Source organism: Sphingomonas sp. NIBR02145 (genome assembly GCF_027359115.1).
In the GTDB taxonomy this organism is placed as follows: Bacteria; Pseudomonadota; Alphaproteobacteria; order Sphingomonadales; family Sphingomonadaceae; genus Sphingomonas; species Sphingomonas kyeonggiensis_A.
The window spans coordinates 2,007,698-2,027,583 of record NZ_CP114791.1 but is presented as its reverse complement, the minus strand read 5'-3'; the positions used below and the strand labels follow the sequence as shown (position 1 = coordinate 2,027,583).

17 protein-coding genes are annotated in these 19,886 nt (G+C 66.3%); 10 read left to right on the top strand and 7 right to left on the bottom strand.

Features of this window, described 5'->3' with window-relative positions:
- Nucleotides 1-27: 27 nt before the first annotated feature.
- Nucleotides 28-1,323, bottom strand: a complete 1,296-nt coding sequence (locus O3305_RS08925; protein ID WP_269576076.1) for an FAD-dependent oxidoreductase — start codon at nucleotides 1,321-1,323, stop codon at nucleotides 28-30.
- A 98-nt stretch (nucleotides 1,324-1,421) separates the two neighbouring features.
- Here O3305_RS08925 and pnuC point away from each other — a divergent pair, with 98 nt between their 5' ends.
- The 4 genes from pnuC (at nucleotide 1,422) to lepA (ending at nucleotide 6,963) form a co-directional block, all read left to right on the top strand.
- A complete protein-coding gene (gene pnuC / locus O3305_RS08920) occupies nucleotides 1,422-1,976 on the top strand; it encodes a nicotinamide riboside transporter PnuC (RefSeq protein ID WP_269576075.1) in 555 nt (184 codons plus the stop codon).
- Nucleotides 1,973-2,494 (top strand): AAA family ATPase, encoded by a 522-nt coding sequence (locus O3305_RS08915; RefSeq protein WP_269576074.1) that lies wholly within the window; start codon nucleotides 1,973-1,975, stop codon nucleotides 2,492-2,494. The genes pnuC and O3305_RS08915 overlap by 4 nt, the downstream gene beginning before the upstream one ends.
- A gap of 216 nt (nucleotides 2,495-2,710) precedes the next feature.
- A complete protein-coding gene (locus tag O3305_RS08910; protein ID WP_269576073.1) occupies nucleotides 2,711-5,032 on the top strand; it encodes a TonB-dependent receptor in 2,322 nt (773 codons plus the stop codon).
- A gap of 122 nt (nucleotides 5,033-5,154) precedes the next feature.
- The gene (lepA, locus tag O3305_RS08905) at nucleotides 5,155-6,963 is read left to right on the top strand and encodes a translation elongation factor 4 (RefSeq protein ID WP_269576072.1); all 1,809 of its coding nucleotides are present in this window, start codon (nucleotides 5,155-5,157) and stop codon (nucleotides 6,961-6,963) included.
- Nucleotides 6,964-6,974: 11 nt separating this feature from the next.
- On the opposite strand, the gene O3305_RS08900 is transcribed toward lepA, so the two are convergent.
- Together O3305_RS08900 and O3305_RS08895 are read right to left on the bottom strand one after the other, a co-directional pair.
- On the bottom strand, nucleotides 6,975-8,672 hold the full coding sequence (locus O3305_RS08900; protein ID WP_269576071.1) for a hypothetical protein: 1,698 nt from the start codon (nucleotides 8,670-8,672) through the stop codon (nucleotides 6,975-6,977).
- Nucleotides 8,669-10,372: an Hsp70 family protein gene (locus O3305_RS08895; protein WP_269576070.1), complete on the bottom strand. Its 1,704-nt coding sequence runs from the start codon at nucleotides 10,370-10,372 to the stop codon at nucleotides 8,669-8,671. The genes O3305_RS08900 and O3305_RS08895 overlap by 4 nt, the downstream gene beginning before the upstream one ends.
- Before the next feature lie 135 nt (nucleotides 10,373-10,507).
- Between O3305_RS08895 and O3305_RS08890 the strand changes: the two genes are divergently transcribed.
- The 5 genes from O3305_RS08890 to O3305_RS08870 all read left to right on the top strand — a co-directional run bounded on the left by O3305_RS08890 (nucleotide 10,508) and on the right by O3305_RS08870 (nucleotide 13,872).
- Nucleotides 10,508-11,512, top strand: coding sequence for a phytase (locus O3305_RS08890; RefSeq protein WP_269576069.1), 1,005 nt, complete (start codon nucleotides 10,508-10,510; stop codon nucleotides 11,510-11,512).
- Nucleotides 11,513-11,552: 40 nt separating this feature from the next.
- The gene (modA, locus tag O3305_RS08885) at nucleotides 11,553-12,323 is read left to right on the top strand and encodes a molybdate ABC transporter substrate-binding protein (RefSeq protein WP_269576068.1); all 771 of its coding nucleotides are present in this window, start codon (nucleotides 11,553-11,555) and stop codon (nucleotides 12,321-12,323) included.
- Nucleotides 12,324-12,407: 84 nt separating this feature from the next.
- Nucleotides 12,408-12,560, top strand: a complete 153-nt coding sequence (locus O3305_RS08880) for a hypothetical protein (protein WP_184168556.1) — start codon at nucleotides 12,408-12,410, stop codon at nucleotides 12,558-12,560.
- Nucleotides 12,561-12,587: 27 nt separating this feature from the next.
- Complete coding sequence (gene modB / locus O3305_RS08875; RefSeq protein WP_184168555.1) at nucleotides 12,588-13,274, top strand: molybdate ABC transporter permease subunit; 687 nt, start codon at nucleotides 12,588-12,590, stop codon at nucleotides 13,272-13,274.
- Nucleotides 13,264-13,872, top strand: coding sequence for an ATP-binding cassette domain-containing protein (locus O3305_RS08870; protein ID WP_269576067.1), 609 nt, complete (start codon nucleotides 13,264-13,266; stop codon nucleotides 13,870-13,872). Before modB ends, O3305_RS08870 begins: the two co-directional genes overlap by 11 nt.
- A gap of 24 nt (nucleotides 13,873-13,896) precedes the next feature.
- On the opposite strand, the gene O3305_RS08865 is transcribed toward O3305_RS08870, so the two are convergent.
- From O3305_RS08865 to O3305_RS08850, 4 genes are all read right to left on the bottom strand, one after another.
- Nucleotides 13,897-14,607, bottom strand: a complete 711-nt coding sequence (locus O3305_RS08865; protein WP_269576066.1) for an HAD family hydrolase — start codon at nucleotides 14,605-14,607, stop codon at nucleotides 13,897-13,899.
- Nucleotides 14,608-14,699: 92 nt separating this feature from the next.
- Nucleotides 14,700-15,446 (bottom strand): GGDEF domain-containing protein, encoded by a 747-nt coding sequence (locus O3305_RS08860; RefSeq protein WP_269576065.1) that lies wholly within the window; start codon nucleotides 15,444-15,446, stop codon nucleotides 14,700-14,702.
- 45 nt (nucleotides 15,447-15,491) lie between these two features.
- Nucleotides 15,492-16,361, bottom strand: coding sequence for a 2-dehydropantoate 2-reductase (locus O3305_RS08855; RefSeq protein ID WP_269576064.1), 870 nt, complete (start codon nucleotides 16,359-16,361; stop codon nucleotides 15,492-15,494).
- Nucleotides 16,361-16,867, bottom strand: a complete 507-nt coding sequence (locus O3305_RS08850) for a DUF1993 domain-containing protein (RefSeq protein WP_269576063.1) — start codon at nucleotides 16,865-16,867, stop codon at nucleotides 16,361-16,363. The genes O3305_RS08855 and O3305_RS08850 overlap by 1 nt, the downstream gene beginning before the upstream one ends.
- Nucleotides 16,868-17,103: 236 nt before the next feature.
- On the opposite strand from O3305_RS08850, the gene O3305_RS08845 reads away from it, so the two are divergent.
- Nucleotides 17,104-19,878: a TonB-dependent receptor gene (locus O3305_RS08845; protein ID WP_269576062.1), complete on the top strand. Its 2,775-nt coding sequence runs from the start codon at nucleotides 17,104-17,106 to the stop codon at nucleotides 19,876-19,878.
- Nucleotides 19,879-19,886 lie beyond the last annotated feature (8 nt).

Here is a 19,886-nt window from a genome sequence, read left to right as displayed (position 1 = left end):
GCTATTTGAGTCACGCAAGCCACTGAATCAGCTTTTCCGCGCGTCCATCATCGCATCGACCGAAACGAACTTCTCGCGGGGGGCCCCAATGCGGGCCGCGGCGATCTCCGCGGCGTCGATCTTCAGCCAGTCGCGGAAGGTCACCGGCTCCACCGTGCGCGCCTCCAGCAGGGCATCCAGGCCGGGGCGGCCGGGCTTGCCCGCACCCTCGCCAATGTCCTCGGCGATCTTCTCGGCGATGTGGAAGCCGTCCGGGCGGTTGGTGCCGATCGTCCCCGTCGGGCCGCGCCGCGCCCAGCCCACCGCATAGAGGCCGGGCAGCACCCGCCCGTCGATATTCGCGAATCGCCCGGACTTGTCGTCATAGGGCACGCCCTCGATCGGCGGGGTGCGATAGCCGATGCAGCTCACCACCAGGCTGGCGGGGATGGCATAGGTCTCGCCCGTGCCGTGCGCGCTGCCGTCCAGGCCCAGCGCGGTGCGTTCGACGATCACCCGCTCGACCTTGCCGTCGCCCTCGATCGCGATCGGCATGGCGAAGAAATCGAAGACGATGCGAATCGGCTTGTCTGGCATGCCCAGCGCGAATCGGCGCAGATGGCCGACCGACTTGCGCTGGCCGGGATCGAGTGCGCCGTCCTCCTCCACCGGCGGGAAATCGGCCGGGTCGACCACCGGCGTGGCGTGGCCCAGTTCGCCCAGCTCGCCCAGTTCCTTGGGGGTCATCGCGATCTGGTGCGGCCCGCGGCGGCCGAGCAGGGTGATGCTGTGCACCTTGGAGCCGTGCAGCGAATCGAGCGCATGGGCGACGACGTCCGACGCCTCCAGCTCGTCCTCGGCCTTGGCGAGCACGCGGGCGACATCGAGCGCGACATTGCCGTTGCCGATCACCACGGCTGGCCCGTCGAGCGGCGGATTGAGGCCCGCATAGTCGGGATGGCCGTTATACCAGCCGACGAACGCCGCCGATCCGGTCACGCCCGGCAGCTCCGCTCCCGGTATCTCCAGCTTGCGGTCGTGCGGCGCGCCGGTGGCGAGGACGACCGCGTCGTACAGCTCGCGCAGCTCGTCGATCGACACGTCCTTGCCGATGGTGACATTGCCGACGAAGCGCACATTGTCGGTTAGCGCCACCGCCTCGTACCGGCGGGAGACGCCCTTGATCGACTGGTGATCGGGGGCAACGCCGGTGCGGATCAGCCCGAAGGGCACCGGCATGCGATCGAGGATGTCGACCCGAACCTGGTCGCCAAATACCTTCTGGCAGGCTTCGGCAGTGTAATAGCCTGCCGGCCCGGAACCGATCACCGCGACATGACGCATGGGCCTCTCCTCCCGCGATCTAGGCGCTTACCGTAGCGGCAAGCGGGGGGAGGGCAAGCCTCTCGACGTCGGGCGCAACTTGTTGCTAGGCCGTAACCGTGAGCCCGATCGAAGCGACTGCCAGCCTGCTGGGCCTGATCAACATCGTGCTGGTCGTCCGGCGCAGCATCTGGAACTACCCGTTCGCGCTGGCGATGGTCGCGCTCTATGCGTGGATCTTCTTCCACGAGAAGCTTTACAGCGACGCGCTGCTCCAGCTCTTCTTCTTCGCGGTCAATCTCTATGGCTGGCGGAACTGGGCCCGTTCGCGCGGGGAAAGCGGCGAAGTCGTGGTCGAGACCTTGGGCTGGCCGGCGCGCGGCGGCTGGGCGATCGGCGCGGCCGTTGTGATCGCGCTCTGGGGCGCCATGATGCACCGGCTGACCGACGCGGCCTGGCCCTGGTGGGACGGCAGCATCGCGGTGCTCAGCATCGCCGCGCAGATCCTCCAGTCGCGGCGCAACTGGGAATGCTGGGTCCTCTGGATCCTTGTAGATTTACTGGCTGTCCCTTTGTTCGCCGTGAAGGGACTGTGGCTCACCGCCGGGCTCTATGGCGTGTTCCTGGTTCTGTCCGGGTGGGGGTTGGTCGATTGGCTGAGGGCAAGAAAATGAAGCTGCGCACCATCTGTCTCCACGGGCCCGAGAGCACCGGCAAGTCGACGCTGGCGCCGCGCATCGCCGAGTATCTCGGCGGCGAGGTGGTGGACGAATATGGCCGCGAATATGCCGAGGCGCGCGGTATCGCGTTCACGATGCGCGACCTGCTCGAGATCGCCAAGACGCACGACGCCGGCACCCGCACCCTCCTCGCGGCCGGGATGACGCCGCTGATCCTCGACACCGATCCGCTGATGACGGCGGTGTGGGCGGACATGCTGTTCGGCGAGCGGGATCCCTGGTTCGACGAGTGGCAGGGCACCGCCGATTTCTACCTGTTGTTCGATATCGACATGCCCTGGCGCCCCGACGGCACCCGCATGTTCGGCACCGAGGAGCTGCGGCGGAAATTCTTCGAGCTGAGCAAGGCCGAGCTGGAGCGGCGCGGGGTGCGCTGGGCGCTGGTCTCGGGTCAGGACGAGGAGCGCTACGCCAAGGCCATCGCCGCGATCGAGGCCGTTCAGGCAGGCTGATTTCCCGGCGTATCTGCGATTGCGTTGCACGAATGCTGCAGTTGCGAAAAATCGTAGATGATTGTCACAGTTCGTACACAATCCAATCCTAACCGCCGCCTCGGAAGGGGCAGGCAAGCCCCTCGATAACGAGAAATGTCCGGCGCGACGACGGCACGACTCCGATCGGGGACGTGGCCGCTGCTGCGCGTTGGACGCACAGCAGGGAACAATCTCATGAAGACTGGCATCACCAAGTCTGCTCTTTTCCTGGGCGCGGCATTCGGCGCGCTCGTCCTTGGCGGCACCGCCCAGGCGCAGGACGCCACGGCTCCCGCCGCCGCCGTCGAAGACGAAGCGACCACCGAGATCGTCGTCACCGCCGAGCGCCGCCCGGAAACGCTGCAGAACACCCCGGTCTCGGTCGCGGTGATCGGCGGCCAGGACGCGCGTGACTTCACCGCCGCCGGCGACGACACGCTGCTCTCGCTTTCGGGCAAGGTGCCGAGCTTCTATGCCGAGACGACCACCGGCCGCATCTTCCCGCGCTTCTACATCCGTGGCCTCGGCAATATCGACTTCTACCTGGGCGCCTCGCAGCCCGTGTCGATCATCCAGGACGATGTGGTGCTCGAGCATGTCGTGCTCAAGTCGAACCCGGTCTATGACCTCGATCACGTCGAAGTGCTGCGTGGCCCGCAGGGTTCGCTGTTCGGCCGCAACACCACTGCCGGTATCGTCAAGTTCGACACCGTCCGCCCGACGCTCGATCGCTTCGATGCGCGCGGCACGGCGAGCTATGGCAGCTATGGCAGCGTGAGCCTCGACGCCGGCATCGGCGGCCCGCTGGCCGACAATGTCGCGATCCGCGTGTCGGGCCTGTTCCAGCACCGCGACGACTATGTCGACAATGCCTATGCCGGGCCGAGCGCCGACGGCACGAAGACCCCGCGCAAGAACGCGATGGGCGGCTTCGACGAGCGCGACGTGCGCGTGCAGCTGCTGGTCGAGCCGACCGCCGACTGGACCTCGCTCTTCTCGGCGCACATGCGCAACTATAACGGCACCTCGACCCTGTTCCTGCGCCAGGCGCTGAAGAAGGGATCGAACGACGTCAGCAACGTCTCGCGCACGACGGTCCGCTTCGACGAGGCGATGGACAATCCGCAGGACTATGACACCTACGGCATGTCGTGGAACAACAGCTTCGATCTGGGCGGCGTCACGCTGACCTCGATCACTGCCTATGAGACCTCGTCGGGCTACAGCCGCGGCGACACCGATGGTGGCGCGGCGGCGGACTTCCCGGTCGGCGGCGTTGCGAACGGCTATGGCCAGTCGATGGGCCGCCTCGCGGACCTCGACCAGTGGACCCAGGAAGTGCGCCTCGCCAGCAACGGCGACGGTCCGTTCAAGTGGCAGATCGGCGGCATGTACTTCGATAGCCGCGACATCACCGAGTTCTACCAGCGCGCCTGGTTCCTCAACACCGCGGCCCGCAACCCCAACAACTGGGTGCGCCTGCACGACGTCAACACCAGCTGGGCGCTGTTCGGCCAGGCCAGCTACCAGGTGACCCCGAAGTTCCGCCTCACCGCCGGCGTGCGCGTGACCGAGGACACCAAGACCACCGACCTGCTCAAGACCGCCGACACCGCGGCCGGGGCCGTGACCTATCCGGGTCGCCGCCACGTCCGCATGTCGGACACCCAGCCCAGCTGGGACGTGAGCGCGCTCTATGAGGTCAGCGACGATCTGAGCCTCTATGCCCGTGTCGCCCGCGGCTTCCGCGGCCCGACCATCCAGGGTCGCTCGGCGGTTTTCAACTCGGACTTCACCACCGCGAACTCCGAAACGATCGTGTCGTATGAGGGCGGCTTCAAGTCGAGCCTGTTCGACAACCGGGTGCGGTTCAACCTGACCGGCTTCTACTACACCGTCGACGACATCCAGCTGAACGGCAATGACTCGAACGGCAACGGCGTCCTGTTCAACGCCGACAAGGCCGAAGCCTATGGCGTCGAAGCCGATCTGACGCTGCGCCCGGTGCGCAACTTCACGCTGACCGCCGGCGCAAGCTGGCTGCACAGCGAGATCAAGGACAAGCGCGTCTATGCCCAGGCCTGCGCCCTCAACGGCGTGCTGGTCTGCACGGTCAAGGATCCGTACGTGACCCGCACCGTGTTCGGCGCCAACGCCTATTTCGCGCAGATCGACGGCAACCCGCTGCCGAACGCGCCGGAGTATAACCTGAACCTCACCGCCCGCTACGACGTGCCGGTGAGCGACAGCGGCAAGTTCTTCATCTCGACCGACTGGAACCTGCAGGGCTACACCAACTACGTCCTCTACAAGACCGACGAGTTCTACTCGGACGGCAACTTCGAGGGCGGCCTGAAGCTCGGCTACCAGGGCGGCAACGGCACCTGGGAAATCGCTGCCTTCGCCCGCAACATCACGAACGAGAAGAACCTCAAGGGCGTGATCGAGAACTACATGGCCGCCGTGCTCAACGAGCCGCGCGTCATCGGCATCTCGCTGACCGGCCGGACCCGCTAAGCCCCCTTTGCTTTCGGCCAGTCAGTCGGGCCCGGTGGCGTCCTTCGCCACCGGGCCCTTCTATTTTGTATTTCGCGCGGGACTTCCGGCACTGGCCCGCGCCTGCTAACGCGCGCAACATCATGGCAACCGAACTTTCCAAGATCCGCAACTTTTCGATCATCGCGCATATCGACCACGGCAAGTCGACCCTGGCCGATCGTCTGATCCAGCGCACCGGCGGGCTCTCCGAGCGCGAGATGTCCGCGCAGGTCCTCGACAACATGGACATCGAGAAGGAGCGGGGCATCACGATCAAGGCGCAGACCGTGCGCCTGGAGTGGAAGGGCCATGTCCTCAACCTGATGGACACGCCGGGTCACGTCGACTTCGCCTATGAAGTGAGCCGCAGCCTGGCCGCCTGCGAAGGCGCGCTGCTGGTGGTGGACGCGGCGCAGGGCGTGGAAGCGCAGACGCTCGCGAACGTCTACCAGTCGATCGAGCATGATCACGAGATCATCCCGGTCATCAACAAGATCGATCTCCCCTCGGCCGAGCCCGAGAAGGTGAAGAACGAGATCGAGGAGATCATCGGCCTCGACGCGTCGAACGCGGTGCTCGCCAGCGCCAAGGCCGGCATCGGCATCGACGAGATCCTCGACGCCGTTGTCGAGCGCATCCCGGCGCCGAAGGGCGATCCGAATGCGCCGCTCAAGGCGATGCTGGTCGATAGCTGGTACGATCCGTATCTCGGCGTCGTCATCCTCGTCCGCGTGATCGACGGCACGCTGAAGAAGGGCCAGCAGGTCAAGTTCATGCAGACCGGCACGATGCACCTTATCGACCGCGTCGGCTGCTTCCGCCCGAAGATCGAGAACCTGCCGGATCTCGGCCCGGGCGAGATCGGCTTCATCACCGCGCAGATCAAGGAAGTCGCCCAGGCGCGCGTCGGCGACACGCTGACCGACGCCAAGAAGCCCGCCGCCGAAGCGCTGCCGGGCTTCAAGGAAGTCCAGCCGGTGGTGTTCTGCGGCCTGTTCCCGGTCGATGCCAACGACTTCGAGAAACTGCGCGAGAGCATCTCCAAGCTGCGCCTGAACGACGCTTCGTTCAGCTTCGAGATGGAGACCTCGGCGGCGCTCGGCTTCGGTTTCCGCTGCGGCTTCCTCGGCCTGCTCCACCTGGAGATCATCCAGGAGCGCCTGAGCCGCGAGTACGACCTCGACCTGATCACCACCGCCCCGTCGGTGGTCTACAAGCTCAAGCTGACCAAGGCGGCGGGCGAGGCGGAAGCGCGCGAGATCGAGCTGCACAACCCGGCCGACATGCCCGATCCCAACCGGATCGCTGAGATCGAGGAGCCGTGGATCAACGCGGTGATCTACGTGCCCGACGAGTATCTCGGCCCGATCCTCAAGCTCTGCCAGGATCGCCGCGGCATCCAGAAGAACCTCACCTATGTCGGCGGCCGCGCCCAGGTGACCTATGAACTGCCGCTCAACGAAGTGGTGTTCGATTTCTACGACCGCCTCAAGTCGATCAGCCGCGGCTATGCGAGCTTCGACTATGAGCAGATCGGCCACCGCGCCGGCGACCTCGTCAAGATGAGCATCCTCGTCAACAACGAGCCGGTCGATGCGCTGAGCATGATCGTCCACCGCTCGACCGCCGAGACGCGCGGCCGCGGCATGTGCGAGCGGCTCAAGGACCTGATCCCGCGCCATCTGTTCAAGATCCCGATCCAGGCGGCGATCGGCGGCAAGGTGGTCGCCCGCGAGACGATCGCGGCGCTGCGCAAGGACGTTACCGCCAAATGCTATGGTGGCGACATCACGCGTAAGCGCAAGCTTCTGGAAAAGCAGAAGGAAGGCAAGAAGCGGATGCGCGAGTACGGCTCGGTGCAGATCCCGCAGGAAGCCTTTATCGCCGCGCTGCGGATGGGCGAGGAATAACCCTCGCCCATTTACAGCGTGCGCAACAGCTTGCCGACCTTGTCGTCGGGCTCTGCCAGCACGGTCTGCATGAAGGCGATGCGCCCGTTGCATTGCTGCGCGTTGCTGCCCTGGTACCGCATCGCCTGGCCAAGCTGCTCGCGCGTCATCCCCGCGCGGGTGGATGCCTTCTCCATGATGAAGCCCGGGACGTTGAACGTCTTGGTCTGGCCGGCTGAGGGCTCCGGCGACGGCGTCGATTTGCCGTCGGGCCCGGCACGGGTGGCGAGGAGTATCCGCGCCATGATCGCACGGTTGCGTTCCGCCAGGTTCTTGGGAAGCTTGCTGCCGTCATAGTCCTTGCCGGCGAAATAATTGGCGCAGACGTCGGGGCTGACGGCGCGCAGCGCCAGGGCGCGGTCGAGCGCGAGGCGGTGATAGTCGCGCAGCAGCGGCAGGGGCGCGCCGGGAATGCCCGCCTGGACGCGCGCGTTCAGCAACGGGATCATGCCGTTGGTGAAGTTGACCCAGCTGTCCTTCCGCAGGAACGAATCCTTCCAGTACGTCATCAGCGCGACATAGAGTTCGGGGTTCTTGTCCTCGATCGTCGCAATGTCGAGATTGCGTTCGTACAGCGCCTCGAGTACGCGATCGATATCGACCCGCTCGTTGCCCAGCGTCTCGGGAATCACCGGCGCCTCGACGCCGGGGATCGGGGCGAAGCGGTTCTGTTCCTTGCACTGGCTGTTGGCGAAGTGGAGCAGCGAGATCAGGATCCAGACGACGATCATGCCGGTCCAGTTCCAGCCGCCGCTGCGGGATGTCGGCTCCCACATTTCGACGCGATAGGAGTCGAAATTGGCCTCCAGCTCTGGATAATGGGTGCGGACCGTGGCGAGCAGTTCGCGGACCCTCTTTCCGCGCACCCAGCCCCGACGGGACTTCTCGTGGGCTGGCCTGGTCAGTTCGCGCCATGCCGCGTGGAGTGGATGCGATGGCGCGCGGACCGCCTCGAAGAAGTCGAGCGACTGGCGGCGGCGCACGACATAGGCGATCGCGGGCGACTGGCTGATCTCGCCGGCGGCACTCATCCAGCCGAAATGGTCGGCCACCGATGCAACGAGCGGATCCGAGAAGGGGACGGCGCGGGCGATCAGGTCGGCGAACCAGTTCTCCGCGTCGGCATAGAAGGACATTTCCTGCATGCGCGGGTCGCGGGTGATGCGCTGCCAGTGGGCGAGCATCGCCTCGGTCTCTTCCGGGCTCGGCCATTGCTCCGCATGCTCGCCGAGCAACAGCCCGGCCAGAGCGCGGGCATGATCGTCATAGTCCTCCGGTGTAGGTGGCGCCCAGGGATTGGGCGCCGGTGGAGCGAAGGCGATCTCGGCGGCGAGTGGATCGCGTTCCCACGCGTCGAAGTTGATCTCGATGCCGGGCTCATCGTCCCATTCGTCGGGATCCTCTTCCGGCTCGGATAGCGCTTGGTCGGGACGACTGGCTTCGGCCTGGGCAGTTTCGGCCTCGGCCTCTTCGTCCTCCTCCTGCTCATATCGTAGCCACTGCGCTTCGCTCTGCGCCTGCTCGAACGCTTCGCGCAGCGCGATGAAGGCCTGAGGGTCACGATCGACATCGATCGCCTTGAGCTTCGCCGCATAGGCGCGGCGGATCGCGCGAGTGTCGTCCGTCGGCTCGATGCCGAGCGTGCGCCATGCCGGTCCGCCGCGGTTCACAGGAAGCGCTCGCCCTCGATCTCGTCCAGCGCCTCTACCAGCCGGGCGCGCGCTTCCTTGATGGTGCGCGGATCCTGGGTGGCCAGCGCATTCTCGAACACGCCGATCCAATGGCCAACGGCGTCGCGGCGGTCGCCGATAAAGCCCTCGTAGCAGCGGGCGGCGCGGGCAAGCACGGCCATGTTCTCGCTCTCGTCGCGCGGGTGCTGCTTGAGCGCTGCGAGCGCATCGCGGCGGGTGGCAAGCTGGGAGTCGGTCAGTGGATCGGCGTCGTCCATGATGACCAGGTTGCGGCTGGTGCTGGTGCCGGGGACGTTGACATCCACTTCCAGCAGACCGCTGGTATCATAGCTGAAGCGGCACTCGACGACGACCTCGCCCGCAGGTCTGGGCGGGATAGGCACGCGGACTTCGCCGAGCTTGACGTTGCCGGAGACCTCGCGGGCCTCTCCCTGATAGATGCCGAAGCGCAGCTCGCGCTGATTGTCCGAGACGGTGTTGTAGTAGTTCACCCGGCTCGCCGGGATCGCGGTGTTGCGATCGATGATCGGCGAGAACAGCCCGGTGCGCCAGCCGCCGCGCCCGTCCGGCTCGGCATGGTCGACGCCCAGGGTGAAGGGGCAGACGTCGGTGAGGCGCACTTCCTCCAGCGCTTCCGAGCGGGCGAGCAGCCCGGCCTGGACCGCGGCGCCTAGGGCCACGGCGTGATCCGGATGCACCGTCGCATTCGGGAAGCGGCCGAACATGCGGGTGATCGCGCGGCGGACCACCGGCATGCGAGTGGAGCCGCCGACCAGGACGATCTCGCTCAGCGCCTCGACCCGGATGCTGGAATCGCGCAGCGAGCGCAGCACCGGATCGCGCAGTCGCTTGAGCAGCGGCTCGGCGGCGGTTTCGAAATCGGCGGAGGTGACGTTGGTCGCGAACTGCTCGCCCTGCCAGACGATGGCGAACTCGGCCTCGTCGCCTTCGCTGAGCTTGCGGCGGGTGCGCTCGGCGGCGGCGCGGAGCAGTTCCTGCAACACCACCGGATCGGCGCCGGCGAGCTTGCCCGCCGGATCGAGCTTCGGGCGGACATGCTGGACGAGCAGCTCGTTGAAATCCTCGCCGCCCAGCCGGTTGTCGCCCGAAGATGCGCGGACCTCGACCACGCCCTCGAACACTTCGACGATCGATACGTCGAACGTGCCGCCGCCGAGGTCGAAGACCAGGAACGGCTCCTGCTCGCGCGTCTGGATGCCGAAGGCGAGCGCGGCCGCAGTCGGCTCGTTGACCAGCCGCTCGACCTTGAGTCCCGCCAGCTCGCCGGCGCGGCGGGTGGCCTTGCGCTGGCGATCGTTGAAATAGGCGGGGACGGTGACGACCGCGCCGGTCACCTTCTCGCCGGTAAAGGCTTCCGCATCGGCCTTGAGCTGGCGCAGGACGAGGGCCGACAGCTCCTCCGAATCGAACTTGCGCTTGCCCAGAGTCACCGTTTGCTGAGTGCCCATATAGCGCTTGAAGGCGGTGACGGTGTCGCGAGGATGGGTGGACTGGCGCTCGCGCGCGGCCATGCCGACCATCACCGCGCCGCTCTCGTCAACCGATACGGCGGAAGGAGTCAGCAGGTCACCGATCGCATTGGGAATGAGCACGGATTCCCCGTCGCGCCAAATCGCGACGGCACTGTTGGTGGTGCCAAGATCGATGCCGATGATCACGTGATTCGTTCCCCCTGACGTCGCAGCCTATCGAGGGGGCCGGGCGGGCGCCAGTCGCAACACCCTGGTCACGAAGTGTAACCCAAGCGTCTCAATCGCTTCATAAAGGCCCGAGCGGACTTGAAGGGGGATACCATGTTGCTTGCCACGCTGATGCTGCTTCAGACTGCGCCTGCCGCGCAGAACGTGCCGACCGCGCAGGTTCATGCGGTTGGCGAGACGGTGGCGGTGGCGAGCCTTGAGGATGCCGCGGACGATCCTGCGATCTGGCGCAATGCCCGCGATCCGCGGCAAAGCCTGATCGTCGCGACCGACAAGAAGGCGGGGCTCAACGTCTATGACCTGTCCGGCAAGCTCCGTTCGACCCTGCCGGCTGGCCGGGTCAACAATGTCGACCTGCGCAGCTGGCGCGGGCAGGTGATCGTCGCGGCCAGCGACCGCAACGACAAGGCGAACGCGAAGCTGGCGCTCTATACGCTCGATACCAAGGCGGCGAAGCTCACCGAGATCGGCCGTTTCGATGCCGGTGCCGGCGAAGCCTATGGCCTGTGCATGTACGCGCCGCGCGGCGGCAAGCTGTACGCCTTTGTCGTCCACAAGGCCGGCACGATCGTGCAGATGGAGATCCTGCCCGAGGGCGGGGCGATCAAGGCGGACCGGGTGCGCACGATGAAGCTTGCAACCCAGTCCGAAGGCTGTGTCGCGGACGATCGTACCGGCCTGCTCTACGTCGGCGAGGAGGATGTCGGCGTCTGGCGCTTCGGCGCGAACTCCCGTGATGCCCTTGGCGGCGAGAAGGTGATCGCAGCCGACGGCAAGACGCTGGTTGCCGATGTCGAAGGCGTGGCGATTGCCGTCCAGGGCACGCGGGGCGGCTATCTGGTCGTCTCGAGCCAAGGTGACAGCGCGTATGGCCTATGGCGGCTGCCTGACCTGGCCTATGCCGGGCGTTTCCGGATCACCGCCGGCAAATTCGGTGCGACCAGCGAGACCGATGGCATCGAAGTCTCCACCGCCGGCTTCGGTTCGGGTCTCCAGGGCGGGCTGATGCTTGCGCAGGACGGCGACAACGCCCCCGCCGCGCAGAATTTCAAGCTGGTACGCTGGGCCGATGTCCGCAAGGCGCTGCGTCTCAAGTGAGGGCCTTGCCTCCCCGCCCGGCGACTGTCAGGCAGGGGGCATGACGACCAACCCAGGGATCGACCGGCGGGCGCTGCTCGCCGGTATCGGAGCGGTGACGCTGGCCGGGCCGCCTACCGCACGGGCTGCGCAGGCGCCGTTGGTGCTGGCCGCCGCCAGCCTGCAGGAATCGATGACCGCCGCGGCCGATGCTTGGGCGCGCAAGGGCCATGTCCGGCCGGTCTGCTCCTTCGCGGCAAGCTCGGCGCTGGCCCGGCAGATCGCGGCCGGCGCCGCCGCCGATCTGTTCGCATCGGCCGACGAACCCTGGATGGACGATATCGAGAAGAGCGGGCTGATCGTGCCGGGCACCCGCACGCCGTTCCTCGGCAACCGGCTGGTGATCGTCGCCCCGGCCGGCGCGCCGCTCGCCCGGCCCCAGGACGAGCTGCGCGCGCTGGGCAAGACCCGCGTGGCGATTGCCGATCCCGATGCCGTGCCGGCAGGGCGCTATGCCAAGGCGGCGCTCGAGAGCGGCGGGCGCTGGGCGGCGGTCGAGCCCAATATCGTGCGTGCCGAGAGCGTGCGCGCCGCACTCGCGCTGGTCGAGAGGGGTGTCGTGCCGCGCGGGATCGTCTACGCGACCGACGCCCAGGCATCTGGCAAGGTCCGGATCGCCGCGATCTTCACCGAGCGTAGCCATCCGCCGATCCGCTACCCGCTGGCGCGGCTCAAGGCCTCGACCAGCCCGGACGCCGAGCCGTTCCGCCGCTTCCTGCTGAGCGGCGAGGGCAAGGCGATCTTCCGTCGCTTCGGGTTCCGGCCGCTTTAGAGGAAGGTCGCTCGGTTGACCCGGGGCCCTGGCTTCGCCTTTAGTGGCCCATTCGCGGCATGGAGCCGATCGCGGGGGCATTTGATGAGCAGAAACGGTTCGATCGGGTTCGCCGCGGGCGTGTTTGGCGGCATCATCCTGGGCGCGCTCATCGACAATATGGCGATCGGGCTGCTGATAGGGTTCGCCGTCGGCTTCGGCATCCTGAAGTTCCCGGTGAAGCGCGGGGATGCCTGATTCCCCGGCCCCAGGCGAGTTTACCCGATGACCCCCGAGCTCTGGGGCATTGTCTGGCTATCGCTGAAGGTGGGCGGGGTGGCGGTGCTCGCATGCCTGCCGGTGGCGTTCGCGCTGGCCTGGCTGCTGGCGCGTGGGCGGTTTCCGGGCAAGCTGCTGCTCGACGGGCTGGTACACCTGCCTCTGGTGGTGCCGCCTGTCGTCACAGGCTGGCTGCTGCTGCTCGCCTTCGCCCCCGCCGGGCCGATCGGGAGCTGGCTGGAGAGCTGGTTTGGTGTCTCGGTGCTGTTCCGATGGACCGGGGCGGCAATTGCGAGCGCGGTGATGGCGCTGCCGCTGATGGTGCGGGCGATGCGGCTGTCGATCGAGGCGGTCGACCGGCGGTTGGAGCAGGCCGCGGCGACGCTGGGTGCCGGGCGCTGGCGGGTGTTCACCAGCGTGACCCTGCCGCTCAGCCTGCCGGGCGTGCTGGCCGGCACGGTATTGGGCTTTGCGCGGGCGCTGGGCGAGTTCGGCGCGACGATCACCTTCGTGTCGAACGTGCCGGGGGAGACACAGACCCTTCCGCTCGCCATCTATGCCGCGCTCCAGGTGCCGGGCGGAGAGGCGATGGTGCTGCGGCTGGCGGGCATCTCGGTACTGCTCTCGCTGGCGGCCTTGCTTGCCTCGGAGCTGATCGCGCGGCGCGCGGGCAGGGGGCTGCATGTCCTTTGACATCGCGCTGACCAAGCGGATCGGCGAGGCCGAGATCGCCTGCCGGATCGAGGCGGGCGACGGGCTCACCGTGCTGTTCGGCCCCTCCGGCGCGGGCAAGACCAGCGTGCTCAACATGGTTGCCGGGCTGATCGAGCCTGATGCCGGGCATGTGCGGGTGGCGGGCGAAACGCTGTTCGATGCGACGGCTGCAATCGACGTACCGGTAGCCGAGCGCCGCGCCGGCTATGTCTTCCAGGAACCGCGGCTGTTCCCGCACCTGCGGGTACGGGCGAACCTGCTCTATGGCCGGCGCGACGAGGCCGGGCTGGACGTGGAAGAGACGATTGCGCTGCTCGGCATCGCCCACCTGCTCGACCGCTGGCCGCGTACGCTTTCGGGCGGCGAGGCGCGGCGTGTGGCGATCGGGCGGGCGCTGCTCTCCGATCCGCGCTTCCTGCTGCTCGACGAGCCCCTGTCCTCGCTCGATAGGGCGCGGCGCGAGGAGATCATGACGCTGATCGAGCGCCTGCGCGACGAAGTGCGGCTGCCGATCCTGATGGTGACGCACGACCGGGACGAGGCGGTGCGGCTGGGGACGCGGATCGTGGAGCTCTGAGAAGCCGGGCGCCGGCAGCAGGGTTCAGTTGCTCGAGGCGGTTCGGTTGATCTCGTCTATCCACCCGATCAGTTCGGACAGCTTCGAAAGCTGCCTGAAGCGGCCTTGCTCGCTCGGTCGATCCGCAACTTCATGGGCCCACGCACCCTCCTGGGGAATATAGGCGGCCCAGGCGCCAGCGTTCAGCGGTGCCAGAACATCGGATCGCATAGAGTCGCCCGCCATGATGCATTCGCCGGGCGCGACATCATATTTCGCGAAGAGCCTCTGGAAGGTCTGCTCGGTTTTGTCGCTGACGATCTCAACCCCGGTGAAAAGGTCGCCGAGGCCGGACGCGGCCAGTTTCGTTTCCTGGTGCAGCAGGTCGCCCTTGGTCACCAGGATCAGATCCCCGCGTTCCTTCAGCGCGCGCAATGTATGGTCGATGCCGTCGAACAACTCGACGGGATGGGTCAGCAGCATCCGCCCGGCGTCAAGGATATGGGCTACGAGGTCCCGGGAGAAAGCATCGCCCGCAACTTCCATCGCCGTCTCGATCATCGCCAGCGTGAAGCCTTTCGCGCCATAGCCATAGGCGTGGCGATTCCGGTTCTCCGCTTCATCCAGGGCGGCCTGCGTCACGGACGCTTCGGCGAATGGCAGGAGTAATGCCTGAAACGCCTGCAGCGCGGCGTTGAAGTGACGCATATTGTGCCACAGCGTGTCATCGGCATCGACGCAGATGATTCTGATCATGGGCGCAGCTCCATCGTTGCTGGCTGGCCCCTATCGCGCTTCGGCCAGCAAGTTCAACGGGCTGGGCAAGACTGCCCGGGCTGGAGCTATGGCTACGCCTCGAGCTCCGGCCCGTAGACCCGCCAGGGCACGCCTTCGCTGCGCTTGGCGGCGTAGAGGGCAAGGTCGGCGCGGCGGGTCAGTTCCGCCGGGCCGAGCTTCTCGGCGCGCGACAGGGCGATGCCGATGCCGGTGCCGACATGCAGCGTGCGCCCTTCGACGAAGACCGGGCGGGCAATGCTCTCCGCGAGCCGGCCCGCGATGACCCTGGCGATCTCGGGATTGGCGAGGCCGGGGGTGATGACCGCGAACTCGTCGCCGCCCAGCCGCGCGGCGGTGTCGCCCTCGCGTACCGCGCCGGCGATGCGATCGGCGACGACGCGCAGCAGGGCGTCACCGGCGCCGTGGCCATGGGTGTCGTTGATCGCCTTGAACCCGTTGAGGTCGAGCATCAGCACGGCATGGAGCCCGCTCGGCGTGAGCTTGCCGAGCGCTTCGTCGAAGGCGCGGCGATTGGGCATGCCGGTGAGCGCGTCGTGATAGCCTAGGTCGCGCGCGCTGCGCTCCGCCGCGATGCGGCGGTCTCGCTCGCGCCCACGCGCGCGGTGCTGGTTCAGTCCATAGCTGAAGAGCAACAGGATGAGTGCCGATGCGAAGAGCAGGAACTCGTCCAGCTCGATCCGCAGCTTGCGGTCGGTGACCGACGAGGTCTCGTCGCGGAAGATGTCGAACGCAAAGATGCCATACAGCCCGGCCATCGCCAGCAGGACGACGAACCAGACGCTCCGGTTAAGCAACAAGGCGCGAACTCCGGCTTCCATGGCCGGGTTCTGCCCCCGAAACGGTTAAGGACGGGTGGAAGCGGCGATCAGTATTGATGCGAGCGCCCGGTTCATCGGCGCGTCGATGCCGTGCTTCGCGCCGAGGCGGACGATGACCTGGTTGCGGGCATCGACTTCGGTCTGGCGGCCGGCTTCGAAATCGGCGTGGAGCGAGTTGACCGATTGCGGGTGGGCGAGCGTGGTCCACTTCACCACCTGGTCGGCGAGCTTGTCGGGCAGGTCGGCACCCTCGGCCCGGCCGACCGCGATGCACTCACGGACCAGCGCCCGCATCACTTCCGCCGCGCCTTCGTCATTGGCGACTTCGGCGGGGCGGTGGGTGATGGCACTGACGATGCCCGAGCAGTTGATCGCGAGCTTGCGCCAGGCGGCGGTGAGGAAGTCCGGCGTGGTCTGGGCGTCGATCGGCGTGTCGGTGAACAGCGCGACCAGCGCCTCGCCGGCTTCGCCCTCGGGCACATGGATGGTGCCCTCACGGCGCTGGATGATGCGGCCCGGCGCAGTGCGCTCGGCGGGCAGGTCGATGATGACCGGCACGGTGCGCTGGGCGGGGACCTGGGGGAAGCGCTCGCGCTGCTCGACGCCGTTCTGGATCACCGCCAGGCGGGTGGTGGGGCCCATCAGCCCGGGCAGCCAGGCGGCCGCGGCGGGGCAGTCATAGGTCTTTGTGGTGCAGAGCACCCAGTCGACTTGGGTCGCCTCCGCGGGATCGGTGAGGATGCGCGGGGTAGCCTGTATCACGCCTTCGAGCGTCTCGACCTCCAGGTCGGCGAGCGGCGAGCGGGCGCAGACCGTCACGTCATGGCTCTGGGCGAGCCAGGCGGCGAGGGTGCCGCCGATGGCGCCCGCGCCGATCACCGCGATCCGGACCATCAGATGCCGCCCAGGAAGTCCATCTTGCCGAGCGGCGCCCCCTTGTGGCGCAGGATCGCGTAGGCGGTGGTGATGTGGAAGTAGAAGTTCGGCAGCGCGAAGGTGGTGACGTAGGGCAGGCCCTTGAAGTGGAAGCTGCGGTTCGGCGTCTTCACTTCGATATCAGCGTCCTCGCGCCCGTCGACCGCTTCGCGCGGGACCGACTTGAGGAAGGCCACGGTCGCGGCGATGCGGGCCTGCAGCTCATCGAAGCTGGTCTCGGTATCCGCCATCGCCGGTGCCTCGAGCTGGCCGAGCCGGGCGAGGGCGAACTTGGCGCCGTCGCTGACGCGCTGGATCTGCGAGCTCAGCGGCGCCATGTCGTCGGCAAGGCGCGCTTCGAGCAGCTCGGCATGCGGGATGCTGTTCTCGTCCGCCCAGATGCGTGCCTTTTCGAGGAACGCCGACATGGCCTTGAAGCCACGCAGGAAGACGGGGACGGTGAGGTCGTAGAGTTCGGTCGACATGCGCGCGGAGATAAGGGGAGCGGGGCGGCTGTGCAACGGGCGTGACGCCGGCGAAATGTTTCCGGATCGCCTGATACTGTTGCGCCGCAACATTTCGCACAGGGGCGGGTGACGAAAAGAGTCTATGGAAATCAGATAGCTGGCCCTCATGTCATTGAAGTGTCGCCGAGACGCAATGTACCGTTCATGATCGGTTGCAACGCGGCCCCCGCATTCCTGATGGGGGTTGAATTCCGATGTCTCGCAAACCGTCCTTCCGCACGCGCCTGATGTTTGGCGCGGTGCTCTTCGCCGTGCCGGTATCCGCTTATGCCAATGACGTGACCGGCAACGTCTCGGAAGCGAGCGGAACCCGCAACCTCCAGGGTGCGCGCGTCACCATCGTCGAGCTGGGCCGGACCACCGAGGCTGACGCTTCGGGCAGCTTTCGCTTCTCCGATGTGCCGGCCGGCACCTATACGCTGCGCGCCGAGTTCGCCGGCGTGCCGGCCCGCGACGAGAAGATCGTCGTGCCCGAGAACGGCGTGGCCCAGCAGAATCTGGTGCTCGGCACCGACGGCAGCCAGATCCTCGTCATGGGCCAGCGCGCCAACCTGCTCGGTTCGCTATCGCGCCAGCGCGCCGCGGACGGCGTGGAGAGCGTGATCACCCGGGACTCGGTCGGCCAGTTCCCGGACCAGAATGTCGCGGAATCGCTGCGCCGCCTGCCCGGCGTCAACATCCTCAACGATCAGGGCGAGGGGCGCTTCGTCTCCGTTCGCGGCCTCGATCCGGAGCTTAACGCCACCTCCGTGAACGGTACCCGTCTGCCCTCGCCCGAATCCGACATCCGTTCGGTCGCGCTCGACGTGATCTCGAGCGACACGATCGAGTCGATCGAGGTCAAGAAGTCGCTGACGCCGGACATGGACGCCGATAGGATCGGTGCGTCGATCGAGATCAACACGGTGAGCGCCTTCGCTCGCAAGAAGGACCTGCTGACCGTCTCGGTCGAGGGCAGCTACAACAATCTGCGCGAGGCGGTGACGCCCAAGGTCGGTCTCGATTTCTCGACGCGGATCACCGACAATTTCGGTATCGCCGGCGGTGTCTCCTATTATCAGCGCAAGTTCGCGACGAACAACGAGGAAATGGATGGCTGGGACGAGGATGGTGGCAAGGCCTATGCCGACACCATGGAGTATCGCGACTATGACGTGGAGCGGCAGCGCTTCAGCTCGTCGCTGTCGCTCGACTTCAAGCCCAGCGACACCACGACGCTCTATGCCCGAGGCCTCTACTCGCGCTTCGACGATCAGGAATATCGCCGCCGCCTGACCTTCGAGATGGACGAGTCGCCGACCAGCGCGACCGCCACCGGCGCGACCTTCGACTCGCAGGATGGCGAAATCACCGTCACCCGCGACCTGAAGGACCGGTTCGAGCGCCAGGAGATCAAGTCGATCACGCTGGGCGGCGAGACCAAGGCCAATGGCTGGAAGCTCAACTATTCGGGCAGCTGGGCGCGTTCGAGCGAGCGCGAGAACGGCTCGATCGATCCGGCCGCGTTCGAGCGCAAGTTCGACGACGGTGACAATTTCATCGTGGCATTCGACTATGCCAACCCGATGAAGACCCGCTACAACATCCTGGCGGGCGCCAACGCCTTCTACAACGCCAGCGAATATGAGTTCGACAAGCTCGAGCGCACCACGCTGAGCGACTCGGTCGATACCGAATGGTCGGCCAAGGCGGACGTCGCCAGGACCTTCGCAACCGGCGGAGGCGAGTTCACCGTGCAGGGCGGCGCCAAGTTCCGCTGGCGCACCAAGCGCTACAACGCGAACATCGACGTCTATGAATATGACGGCCCGGGCGACCTGACGATGAAGGATCTGCTCGGTCCGCAGGACTATGACCTGGCGAACATCGAGCCGGCGTTGTCGAAGACCGCGTTCCGCAATTATTTCAAGAACAATAGCGGCCTGTTCGAGCTGGATGACGGCGACACGTTCGAAAGCTCGAACGACAGTGACTACAAGGTGAAGGAAGACGTCTCGGCCGGCTATCTGCTCGCACGCTGGGACAGTTCGAAGATCCGTCTGATCGCCGGCGTGCGTATGGAGCACACCTATAACGACATCCAGGGCCAGGAACTGAACCTGGATGACGAGACGGTCACGCCGATCCGCGTCACCCGCAGCTATACCGACTGGCTGCCCAGCCTGACCGCGCGTTTCGAGCCGACCAATGGCCTCGTCCTGCGCGCTGCCGGCTATCGCAGCCTGGTGCGCCCGAAATTCTCGAAGCTCGCCCCGCGCGTGGTGATCGAGGACAATGAGGGCGAGTTCGGAAACCCGAACCTCAAGCCTTATGAAGCCTGGAACTTCGATGCCGCGGCCGAATATTATTTCGGCAAGGGCGGCGGCATCTCGCTTGGCTATTTCCACAAGGATATCAAGAACTACATCGTCGATCGCGTGTATGAGGACTATGCCTATAACGGCGGCGTGCTCGACGAGGCGCAGGTGCCATACAACGGGCCGAGCGCACGTATCGACGGCATCGAGTTCAGCTACAGCCAGGTCTACAGCTTCCTGCCGGGCGTACTCAGCGGGCTGCTGACCCAGATCAACTACACCTTCACCGATGCCAAGGGCACGGTGCTGGAGGATGGCGATATCGGCGATCCGCGCCGAATCTCGCTGCCTTCGTCTTCGCGCAATACGTTCAACGTGGTGCTCGGCTATGAGAAGGGGGCGGTCTCGTTCCGCGTCGCCGGCACCTATCGCGACAAGTATCTGGACGAGCTGGGCGACGATGCGAGCGAGGACCGCTATGTCGACAACCACTTCCAGCTCGACATCAGCGCCAAATACTGGGTGACCAAGAACGTCCAGGTGTTCGGCGACCTGATCAACCTGACCAACGAGCCCTATTTCGCCTATCGCAACTTCCAGGGTGGCCAGCGGCTGCTGCAGTATGAAGACTACAGCTTCACCGGAAAGTTCGGCGTGAAGGTGAAGTTCTGATCGCCCGC